The sequence below is a fragment of the Nitrospirota bacterium genome (assembly GCA_016214385.1).
Classification (GTDB): domain Bacteria; phylum Nitrospirota; class Thermodesulfovibrionia; order UBA6902; family JACROP01; genus JACROP01.
Genome location: JACROP010000018.1, coordinates 1 through 10,189 on the forward strand (window position 1 = coordinate 1; position 10,189 = coordinate 10,189).

General features: G+C 42.2%; 12 protein-coding genes. 10 read left to right on the top strand and 2 right to left on the bottom strand.

Annotated elements, in window-relative coordinates; translation table 11 throughout:
* The first annotated feature begins 293 nt into the window (after positions 1-293).
* Positions 294-1,337 (top strand): hypothetical protein, encoded by a 1,044-nt coding sequence (locus HZC12_01040; GenBank protein ID MBI5025319.1) that lies wholly within the window; start codon positions 294-296, stop codon positions 1,335-1,337.
* On the opposite strand, the gene hisF is transcribed toward HZC12_01040, so the two are convergent.
* Both hisF and hisA read right to left on the bottom strand, forming a co-directional pair.
* Positions 1,327-2,154: an imidazole glycerol phosphate synthase subunit HisF gene (gene hisF, locus HZC12_01045; GenBank protein MBI5025320.1), complete on the bottom strand. Its 828-nt coding sequence runs from the start codon at positions 2,152-2,154 to the stop codon at positions 1,327-1,329. The two genes, HZC12_01040 and hisF, sit on opposite strands and share 11 nt — an antisense overlap.
* A gap of 36 nt (positions 2,155-2,190) precedes the next feature.
* On the bottom strand, positions 2,191-2,913 hold the full coding sequence (hisA, locus tag HZC12_01050) for a 1-(5-phosphoribosyl)-5-[(5-phosphoribosylamino)methylideneamino]imidazole-4-carboxamide isomerase (GenBank protein MBI5025321.1): 723 nt from the start codon (positions 2,911-2,913) through the stop codon (positions 2,191-2,193).
* 228 nt (positions 2,914-3,141) lie between these two features.
* On the opposite strand from hisA, the gene pyrR reads away from it, so the two are divergent.
* From pyrR to carB, 9 genes are all read left to right on the top strand, one after another.
* Complete coding sequence (gene pyrR, locus HZC12_01055) at positions 3,142-3,684, top strand: bifunctional pyr operon transcriptional regulator/uracil phosphoribosyltransferase PyrR (protein MBI5025322.1); 543 nt, start codon at positions 3,142-3,144, stop codon at positions 3,682-3,684.
* Positions 3,681-4,610, top strand: coding sequence for an aspartate carbamoyltransferase catalytic subunit (locus HZC12_01060; GenBank protein ID MBI5025323.1), 930 nt, complete (start codon positions 3,681-3,683; stop codon positions 4,608-4,610). Before pyrR ends, HZC12_01060 begins: the two co-directional genes overlap by 4 nt.
* Positions 4,603-5,928 carry a dihydroorotase gene (locus tag HZC12_01065; protein MBI5025324.1) on the top strand — a complete coding sequence of 442 codons (1,326 nt, stop codon included), beginning with the start codon at positions 4,603-4,605 and terminating at the stop codon, positions 5,926-5,928. Before HZC12_01060 ends, HZC12_01065 begins: the two co-directional genes overlap by 8 nt.
* 44 nt (positions 5,929-5,972) lie before the next feature.
* Positions 5,973-6,155, top strand: a complete 183-nt coding sequence (locus HZC12_01070; protein MBI5025325.1) for a type II toxin-antitoxin system VapB family antitoxin — start codon at positions 5,973-5,975, stop codon at positions 6,153-6,155.
* A gap of 212 nt (positions 6,156-6,367) precedes the next feature.
* Entirely contained in the window at positions 6,368-6,664 is a 297-nt protein-coding gene (locus HZC12_01075) for a type II toxin-antitoxin system RelE/ParE family toxin (protein ID MBI5025326.1), read from the top strand.
* Positions 6,664-7,830 carry a glutamine-hydrolyzing carbamoyl-phosphate synthase small subunit gene (gene carA, locus HZC12_01080; GenBank protein MBI5025327.1) on the top strand — a complete coding sequence of 389 codons (1,167 nt, stop codon included), beginning with the start codon at positions 6,664-6,666 and terminating at the stop codon, positions 7,828-7,830. The genes HZC12_01075 and carA overlap by 1 nt, the downstream gene beginning before the upstream one ends.
* Positions 7,831-8,322 (top strand): nucleotidyl transferase AbiEii/AbiGii toxin family protein, encoded by a 492-nt coding sequence (locus HZC12_01085; GenBank protein MBI5025328.1) that lies wholly within the window; start codon positions 7,831-7,833, stop codon positions 8,320-8,322.
* Complete coding sequence (locus tag HZC12_01090; protein ID MBI5025329.1) at positions 8,322-8,498, top strand: hypothetical protein; 177 nt, start codon at positions 8,322-8,324, stop codon at positions 8,496-8,498. The genes HZC12_01085 and HZC12_01090 overlap by 1 nt, the downstream gene beginning before the upstream one ends.
* A gap of 105 nt (positions 8,499-8,603) precedes the next feature.
* The coding region (gene carB / locus HZC12_01095; protein ID MBI5025330.1) for a carbamoyl-phosphate synthase large subunit at positions 8,604-10,189 on the top strand (1,586 nt) is incomplete at its 3' end.

Below are 10,189 nucleotides of genomic sequence, written 5' to 3' on the forward strand. Positions count from 1 at the left end.
AAAAGTATTTATTCATGCTTAGTTTGTCATTCCTGCGAAAGCAGGAATCCAGAATCTCTTGAATTTACAAGACTCTGGATTCCCGCTAAAAACATGCGGGAATGACACTTATGGTTATTTTAGAGTTTTTCAACAGCCTGAGGAGAATTCCTGTGAAGGCGGAACCATTGCCTTTTATACTGGATTCCCGCCTGCGCGGGAATGACAAAGAGAATGAGGTCGCAGTATCCCCACAAACATTTTGCTACTTACCATTACGGTCTTATAGTTGATAGTTGATAGTTGAAAGTTTTATGATAGGTAATATGGCAAGGGCAATTGCACTTTTTTCAGGTGGCCTTGACAGCACTCTCGCAATCCTGACAGTTTTAAGGCAGGGGATTGATGTTACAGCCATAACCTTTCTCACGCATTTCGGCTGTGACATAACCGATAAATCATCGTGTTCAAAGGACCCATTCCCTGTTGCCGAGAAATTCAATTTTGAGGTCAAACTCTGCCATCTTGCGAATAAATTTATAGAAATAGTAAAGAATCCAAAATACGGCCATGGCAGAAACATGAACCCCTGCATTGATTGCAGGATCCTCATGCTAAAAGAGGCAAAAGAATTAATGGCTATGGTTAATGCTGATTTCATAGTAACAGGTGAGGTCCTCGGCCAGAGGCCCATGAGCCAGAGGAGAGATTCATTTCCTCTTATCGATAGAGAGGCAGGGGTTGAAAGGAATGTGCTCAGGCCATTGAGCGCAAAACTAATGAAGCCAACAATCCCGGAAATAAATGGCCTTGTGTGCAGGGATAAGCTCTATGATTTCAGCGGCCGTTCAAGGAAGCCTCAGATAGCCCTTGCAAGAGAATTTGGACTGACAGACTATCCAGCACCTGCAGGAGGCTGCCTCCTGACAGAGCCGAATTATTCTCACAGACTGAAAGAGCTTCTGAAACATAACCCTGACCCTTCACTGAATGAGCTTCACTTATTGCGAGTTGGCAGGCATTTCAGATTTTCTTCAGAATGCAAGATAATTGTCGGCAGGGATAAGGAAGAAAATAAGCAAATAGAATCCCTCGCCAACCCTTATGATTATTTATTGAGGGTTGAAGGTTATGGCAGTCCTATAACCATTGTTGCTGGAAAAGCGGATAGTGAAGCTATAAATATTGCAGCATCTTTATGTGCAAGGTATTCAGATGCTAAAAGGCTGAGGGAGGTGGATGTTACAATTTCCAAAAATGGCTCATCTTTTAAAATGCCTGTGAGCCCTGCTATTGATACTGATCTCGAAAGATTCAGGGTTTCAGCAGGTGCGCCCCTTGTATATCTCAAAGCCTGACAGGAATACCCCGTGATTTTAAATACTCCTTTGCCTCTCTTATCGTATATTCCCTGTAGTGGAATATAGATGCAGCGAGTGCTGCGTCTGCCTTGCCATCAACAAACCCCTGATATAAATGTTCGAGCGTACCCACACCGCCTGATGCTATGACAGGTATTGAAACAGCCTCTGATACCGCCCTTGTTAGTTCGATGTCATAGCCATCCTTTGTGCCATCCCTGTCCATACTTGTAAGCATAATCTCACCTGCGCCGAGTTCTCCCACTTTTTTAGCCCATTTTATGGCATCAATACCTGTAGGTTTTCTCCCGCCGTGAGTAAAAACTTCCCATGTAGATTCTGAGTTGAGAGTTAAAAGTTGAGAGTTAAAAGTTGTGGTCTCTAAACTTTTCACTTTTAACTTTTCACTTTTAACTTGCTTCGCATCAATAGCAACCACTATACACTGACTCCCGAATCTTTCAGCAGCAGCTTTTATAAAGAATGGATCATTCACCGCTGCTGTATTTACAGATACCTTATCGCACCCTGCCTTCAGAAGGTCTCTGATGTCCTCAAGGGTTCTAATGCCGCCACCAACAGTCAAAGGCATGAAGACCTCTTCTGCTGTCCTCATTACAACATCGATTATTATATTCCTCTCTTCATGGGAGGCTGTTATGTCAAGGAATACAAGTTCATCTGCGCCCTGCTCGTCATAAAACTTTGCGTTTTCAACAGGGTCGCCGGCATCCCTGAGATTAACAAAGCTTACGCCTTTAACAACCCGGCCATCCTTTACATCAAGACATGGTATTATTCGTTTTGCAAGCATATTTTCTCCAAGACAAGTAACAACGTTTAATTTAGTTTATTGGTTTGTTACAAATTTTATTGCCTCCCTCAGGTCAAGAGCACCCGAATATATCGCCTTGCCAGTAATCGCACCCCAGAGCCCCTTTATCTGCATGAGGTTTTTTATATCCTCGATGGAAGAGATACCGCCAGAGGCTATCACGGGTATATCCACCGTTCTGACCATCTCCTCCACTGCTTTTATATTCGGCCCTGTTAGCATGCCATCCTTTGCAATGTCTGTATAGATTATGCCAGCAGCACCATATCCCTGCATCTTTAAAGCAAGCTCCTCGGCTTTAATTTGTGTAACCTCCACCCAGCCCTTTACAGCCACATAGCCATTTTTTGCATCAATGCCTACCAGCATCCTGTCAGGATATCTTTTACAGGCTTCTTTTGCAAGTTCAGGCTTCTCTATAGCAATAGTTCCGAGTATTATCCTGTTAATCCCGATGCTGATAAGTTCATCTATCTTTTTAAAGTCCCTTATGCCTCCACCAACCTCGATGTCCATCGCCACAGCCTCTCTGATCTTTATAATGGCTTCAAGGTTTTTCTGATCCCCTGTGAAGGCACCATCGAGGTCAACTACATGGAGTAGCTCTGCCCCCTGCTCCACCCAGTGTCTTGCCGTAGAAGCAGGGTCATCAGAGTATACTGTCACAGCATCCTTCCTTCCCTGGAGGAGCCTGACACACTTGCCTTCTTTTAAATCTATGGCTGGTATTACAAGCATTTTCAAGTATTTTAATATATCAAAATAATTTAAGCTAAATCAATGAATCTCTCTGACTCCCATGTCTATTATGTCTATTTTTGAATACTAAAATTCCTCTTGACAGAACTTCTTCCATCAGCTAAAGTATTTTTAACCTTTAATCTGGCCCTGAGAGGCTAGAAAGGGATGTAATAGTGCATGTTTAAAGCCATGAACCTTTTTCCTCTCAGGGAAGAAGGTTTTTTTATGCCCAAAGAACTATTAAACAGCAAAGAAATTGACAGGGCTCTAACAAGAATAGCCCATGAAATCCTTGAGCGAAACAAAGGCACAGAGGCCTTATGTCTTATCGGCATACAGAGGGGCGGTGCCCATCTTTCTAAAAGGCTTGCCTCGAAAATAAAGGCCATTGAAGGACAAGACATCTGTGTTGGAACTCTCGATATAACGCTATACCGCGATGACCTGTATCTCAGGAAGGAACAGCCAGAGGTTAGAAAAACCGATATAACCTTCTCAACGACAGACAAGAAAATAATCCTTATCGATGATGTCTTTTTCACTGGCAGGAGTATAAGGGCTGCCATGGATGCCCTGATGGATTTTGGCAGGCCAGCAGCCATCCAGTTAGCAGTCCTCATTGACCGGGGGCATAGAGAATTACCCATAAGAGCAGACTACATAGGCAAAAACATCCCGACTTCCTTTAATGACAGTATTGAGGTTTATCTGAAAGAAGAAGGATATGAGGACAGTGTAATACTGCTGAGCAGTGGAGAAAAATTGTGAAGCTGGAATCAAAAGACCTTCTTGGTATAAAAGATTTATCTCAGGATGAAATAAATCTCATTATTGATACTGCAACGGGCTTTAAAGATATCCTGGGCAGGGATATAAAGAAGGTCCCAGCCCTCAGGGGGAAAACAGTTGTTAATCTCTTTTTCGAACCATCCACGAGGACAAGGACATCATTTGAGCTTGCAGCAAAAAGATTGAGTACAGATGTTATAAATTTTTCGGTTCCAACAAGCAGTGTGGTGAAAGGCGAAAGCCTCAAGGACACAGCCCTCACAATTCAGGCGCTCGGAGCTGACTTTATTATTATAAGACATTCATCTGCTGGAGTGCCGCACTTTCTATCTCAGGTCCTTAAAGCCTCTGTTATTAATGCCGGCGACGGGGCAAATGAACACCCCACTCAAGCACTGCTTGATTTATTCACAATCAAAGAGAAAAAAGGAGAGCCCAGAGGGCTGAAAGTGGCTATTGTTGGAGATATAGCCCACAGCCGGGTCGCAAGGTCTAATATTTATGCCCTTACAAAAATTGGTGCAAACGTAAGGCTTATAGCCCCCCCTACCCTCATCCCGGCAGGCATTGAAAGCCTGGGTGTTGAAGTATTCACCAGTATGGATGAAGGGCTCAAAGGTATTGACGTAGTGATGATGTTAAGGCTCCAGATTGAACGGCAGGGAAGAGGGTTCCTCTCCTCACTTGAAGAATACTTTAATCTTTATGGCCTGACAGCAGAAAGACTCTCCTTAGCAAAAGAAGACGCTATTGTTATGCATCCAGGGCCAATCAACCGGGGGGTCGAGATTGAATCAGATGTAGCAGATGGCCCACAATCTGTAATACTTGAACAGGTGACAAATGGCCTCGCTGTGAGAATGGCAGTATTGTATCTGCTAAGCGGGATGAGGGAAGATGGATAACAGCATACTCATAAAAAATGGACATATCATTGATCCATCTCAGGGTATTGATGGGATTGGGGATGTATTGATAGAGGATGGGAAGATAAAAAAGGTCGGCAGTCGGCAGTCGACAGTTTACAGTCAGAATAAAGACAAAAATCTCAAATCTCAAATCTCAAATCTCAAAGTTATTGATGCTACAGGCTTATATGTATTACCTGGTCTTGTTGATATGCACGCACACCTGAGAGAACCGGGTTTTGAATACAAAGAGACAATAAAAACAGGAACGATGGCTGCTGTGAGGGGCGGATTTACAACAATGTGCTGCATGCCTAATACAAACCCTGTAAATGATAATGCCGCTGTAACTGGATTTATTATTAAAAAGGCTCTGGAAAAGGGAGCTTGTTCTGTTTATCCCATTGGTGCAATCACAAAGGGGCAGAAAGGTGAAGAATTATCCGAAATGGGTGAGCTCATTGATTCAGGCTGTGTCGCATTTTCAGACGACGGCCAGCCTGTCATGAATAACCTTATTATGCGTAGGGCACTTGAATACTCCAGGATATTTGGCGTGCCTGTTATATCCCATTGCGAGGATTTGACACTAAGCAATGGCGGGGTAATGAATGAAGGAACAGTTTCAATTATCCTCGGCTTAAAAGGCATACCCAGAGCTGCTGAGGACATAATGGTTGCAAGAGACATTGCCCTTGCAGAGCTTACAGGTGGCAGGCTACACATAGCGCATGTTTCAACAAAAGGGGCAGTAAGATTGATCCGTGAGGCAAAACACAGAGGCGTAAAAATAACCGCAGAAACCTGTCCTCATTACTTCACCCTGACTGAGGAGGCGGTCATAGGTTATAATACAAATACAAAAGTAAAGCCTCCACTTAGAACCAGCGAGGATATTGCAGCAATAAAAGAAGGCCTGAGTGACGGTACGATCGATGTCATAGCAACAGACCACGCACCACATCACATTGATGATAAATTCAGGGAATTTGATACCGCACCCTTTGGAATCTCAGGGCTCGAAACTGCCCTATCCTTAAGCCTGAAGCTCGTTGAAGAGGGGATTTTAGACTTAAAGCAATTTATTATGAAAATATCTTTAAACCCCTCTAAAATAATAGGGATTAAAAGTGGAACTCTGAGGGAAGGAGCAGATGCTGATATTGTGATAGTCGATATAAATAGGGAGTTTACTGTGGATCCAGAAAAGTTTGCATCGATGGGTAAAAATACGCCCTTTGAGGGATGGGTTTTGAAGGGGATGGCTGTTATGACGATATGTAAGGGAAAGATAAATGAGATTGATATTGATTGAATATATTGTATCATACATATAATAAGCTAATTTTTGGAGGTATTATGAAAACAACATTAAACATACCAGATGACCTTATAAAAGAAGCAATGACTACTTCTAAGAGTAAGACTAAGAAGGAGTTGATAAGACAGAAAAAGATTGAGAAGGTTTTATCCTTGGCTGGTAAATTAGAGTTCTCAGATACATGGAATAAGGCAAGGCATGAAGAATATGTAGGAAAATAAAAAAATATAGGAGGGTGAAATATGTTGTCAGCGAAAAGAAAATCAGAAATCATAACTTTTCCACGAAGCGTTTTTGAAACAGCAGATACAAAAGAGGATCTGGAAGACTGGCTCTTGTCGCAAAACCCTAATTTCATAAAAAGGATGCATAAGGTAAGACAGGACGATATTCAAGGTAGAGGTAAAGATTGGAAATTATTCAAAAAAGAACTATGTATAAAGTAACCATCCTGCCTGATGCTGAAAAATCTTTTAAGAAGCTTGATAAACCTGTTCAACTGAGAATTGCTGAAAAGATTGACTGGCTTGCAAACAATGTAGACAAGATCATACATCACCCCCTCACTTCTTTGCCTGATGAGCTGAGGGGTCTATGCAGAATGAGGGCAGGAGATTATCGCATTTTGTACTGGGTTTATAATGAAGAAAAACATATCAAGATTTATGAGATCGAACACAGGAGTAAAGATTATCGTTCTATAAAGATGGCTCCACAAAAGAGGAAGTGATGGATAAGGCTTTACTCGTTTTATCTGACGGAACAGTTTTTGAGGGGCAGAACTTTGGCTCAGGGGGTGAGACCATAGGTGAGGTAGTTTTTAACACTTCAATGACAGGTTATCAGGAGATCCTCACAGACCCTTCATATAAAGGTCAGATTGTTGCCCTGACATACACCCAGATTGGCAATTATGGTGTGAATGAAGAGGATGTTGAATCCGATGGCGGGATAAAGGCAGAGGGTTTTGTAGTAAAAGAGGCATGTGATTTCCCGAGTAATTGGCGTTCATCATTAAGCCTGCCTGAATATTTAAAGAGGTATAACATAGTCGGTATTCAGGGAATTGATACGAGAGCATTGACAAGGCATCTGAGGAACTATGGCGCCCAGATGGGAATAATCTCTACAGTAGATTTAAATCCAGAAAGCCTTTTAGAGAAGATAAAAAAACATCCCGGGATCTCTGCCTTTGACCTCGTGAAGGATGTGACCACTAAAGAGGCTTACAAATGGAGTGAAGGATGCTGGAAATGGCAACCTCCTAAAAAGGCAGAGACGAGAGACGAGAGACAAGAGACCAATTCAGTGACAAGTGACGAGAGACAAGAGACAAGTAGGGTTGTGGTTTATGATTTTGGTATCAAGTTTAATATCCTGAGAAACCTTATAGATGCTGGATTCGATGTTACTGTTGTGCCAGCTCAAACACATGCAGAGGCAGTTCTTGAGATGAATCCAGATGGCATTGTCCTGAGTAATGGCCCTGGAGACCCTCAGACAGTGACCTATGCCATCGAGAATACGAAAAAACTTATGGGCAAAAAGCCTATATTCGGGATCTGTCTCGGTCATCAGATATTAGGGCTTGCAATGGGTGGCAGGACATATAAACTTAAATTCGGTCATCACGGAGGCAATCATCCTGTTAAGGATTTATCCACAGGCAGGGTCGAGATTACTTCCCAGAACCATAACTACTGCGTTGATATTGGCAGCCTTAAAGGACAGGCAGAACTAACTCACAAAAACCTTTATGATGGGACAGAAGAAGGAATGAAGCATGTAAGGATGCCCATATTCTCTGTCCAGCACCATCCAGAGGCAGGGCCAGGACCTAATGATTCAGCACATTTATTTGAAAGATTCAGGGCGATGATTGAGGGATTTAAATAAATGGAATTAGATTTCCAGAGCTTATTTAAAGAGTTTAATAAACTGAAAGTTGATTACCTTGTAGTTGGAGGGCTGGCAGTCAACTTTCATGGTGTTCCGAGAATGACTTATGATATTGATTTAATGATACTGCTTCAATCAGAGAATATCAGTAAACTTGTCGCAAAGCTTGTTGATTGGGGCTATCGTCCGAAAATTCCTGTTAATCCGATGGATCTTGCTGATGAAGGAAAGAGAAGCTTATGGATAAGTGAGAAGGGGATGAAGGCAATGAATTTTTACAGTGAGACATCTCCTATTGGAGAAATAGACATAGTCTTTGATTCACCGATTCCGTATGATGAGTTGAAAAGCAGGGCTGTTATGATCGAGATACACGGAGAAAAGATACCTACTATCTCGATTCATGATCTTATTGAACTGAAACAGAAATCAGGTCGTAAGCAGGATATTGCAGATGTGGAATATCTTAAGATAATTCTGGAGAGATAATGGAAAAGCAAAGAAAAGGATTTACTTATACTGTAAGTCAGGAGCAATTAGATGACTATTGTAAATGGCCGATAGAACGAAGGCTGAAATGGCTTTATTATGCCAATAAAATAAGGAAATCCCTTCCAAGGAAAACTATCGAGATTCAGGAACTATTTCGAGATGGCAAGATATAGATTGAATGAATTTTTATTTAAGAGATTCAGAGAGATGATAGAGGGGAAGGGGTTAAATGCTTAAAACAAAAAACTTCAAAGGCGACAGGATAGTGTATTTTAGAAATGCCTAAGAGAACGGATGTAAATAAGATACTCCTTCTCGGCTCTGGCCCTATAATCATAGGCCAGGCATGTGAGTTCGACTACTCAGGCACGCAGGCATGTAAGGCCCTCAGGGAAGAGGGTTATAAAGTTATACTGGTTAACTCCAATCCTGCCACAATCATGACCGACCCTGAGATGGCTGATGTCACATACATCGAGCCGCTAACCTCGGATACCATTGAGATGATAATTGAAAAGGAACGGCCTGATGCCCTTCTTCCAACGATGGGCGGGCAGACAGCGCTGAATTTAGCTGTTGAACTTTCAGAAAAAGGCATCCTCGATAAATATGGTGTTGAGCTCATCGGCGCCAAGCTTCATGCAATAAAAAAGGCAGAGGACAGGGAGCTTTTCAAAGAGGCTATGTCAAAGATCGGCCTGGAAGTCCCCAGGAGTGTTTATGTGAGAACTATAAAAGACGGACTTAAGGCCATAGAATTTGTTAGTTTCCCTGCTATTCTCAGGCCATCCTTTACGCTCGGAGGCACAGGCGGAAGCATTGCATACAATATGGAGGAATACAAAGAAAACCTCGACAATGCCCTTAAGTTGAGCCCTGTGCATCAGGTTCTTGTTGAGGAGTCTGTAATTGGATGGAAGGAATATGAACTTGAGGTTATGCGCGATGGAAAGGATAATGTTGTAATTATCTGTTCTATAGAAAATTTTGATCCAATGGGGATCCACACAGGAGACAGTATAACAGTAGCCCCAGCTCAAACCCTTACAGATAAAGAATATCAGAGGATGAGAGATGCTGCTATTGCTATTATTCGTGAGATCGGGGTTGATACCGGAGGGTCAAACATACAGTTTGCCATAAATCCGAGGGATGGCAGGATGGTGGTAATAGAGATGAATCCGAGGGTATCGAGAAGTTCTGCGCTGGCATCCAAGGCCACGGGATTTCCAATTGCCAAGATTGCTGCAAAACTTGCAGTTGGACTTACACTGGATGAAATTCCCAATGACATAACAAAAGAGACCCCTGCCTCTTTTGAGCCGACCATTTATTATGTTGTTGTAAAGGTTCCACGCTTTGCATTTGAAAAATTCCCCGAGGCAGATGCCACTCTTACAACTCAGATGAAATCAGTTGGTGAGGTTATGGCAATCGGCAGAACCTTTAAAGAAGCCTTTAATAAAGCAATACGCAGCCTCGAGATTGAAAGCTATGGCCTTGAGTATCTTAAAGCAGACATGGACGAAATAAAGACAAAATTAAAAACTCCCAACTGGGAGAGAATCTGGTATATCGCACAGGCCGCCAGGAACGGGCTGACAATAGATGAAATATACGAACTAACAGGGAGTGACCCATGGTTCCTCAAGAATATAAAACAGATAATAGACTTAGAAGAGGAAATAAAGAAATTCTCTCAGGGAATTAAAAAAGAAAGAAGCCTGAGCCTTGCACCTTATCTCCTGCCAAAAGAACTCTTGATAAAAGCCAAGGAACACGGCTTCTCTGATAAAAGAATAGGCGAGCTAATAAATGTCGATGAAAAGATAATAAGAAAAAAAAAAAAAAAAAGTGGGATTCT